The following is a 268-nucleotide window of genomic DNA, read 5'->3' on the forward strand; positions in this document are numbered from 1 at the left end:
ACTGGTCAGTGATAAGTTCTGGTCTCATTTTCGGCACTTCCCAACCGGGAACATAGTAGTGAAATCGGTCGAAGAATGCTGTGTCAATCATTTCTTTTGGAAAAGGAGCCAAAAGATGAGATGTCTTCACCAGGTTTTCAATGGAGCCATTTATATTTCCAAGAAAGACCATTGAAGCGTTTGCATTGATATGCTCTTTACCTCTCGCAAACGAACCGCTGGCCATAAATCCCTTCATGATTTGGATGCCATCCTTATCCTTGAACTT

The 268-nt window shown here is 42.2% G+C and carries 1 protein-coding gene; it reads right to left on the reverse strand.

Annotated elements, in window-relative coordinates; translation table 11 throughout:
- Positions 1-268, reverse strand: a 268-nt coding sequence (locus tag PZC42_RS21485) for a BREX system Lon protease-like protein BrxL (protein WP_277214199.1), incomplete at both ends; no start/stop codon positions are given.

The organism is Isoptericola croceus, assembly GCF_029382255.1.
GTDB lineage: Bacteria > Actinomycetota > Actinomycetes > Actinomycetales > Cellulomonadaceae > Isoptericola > Isoptericola croceus.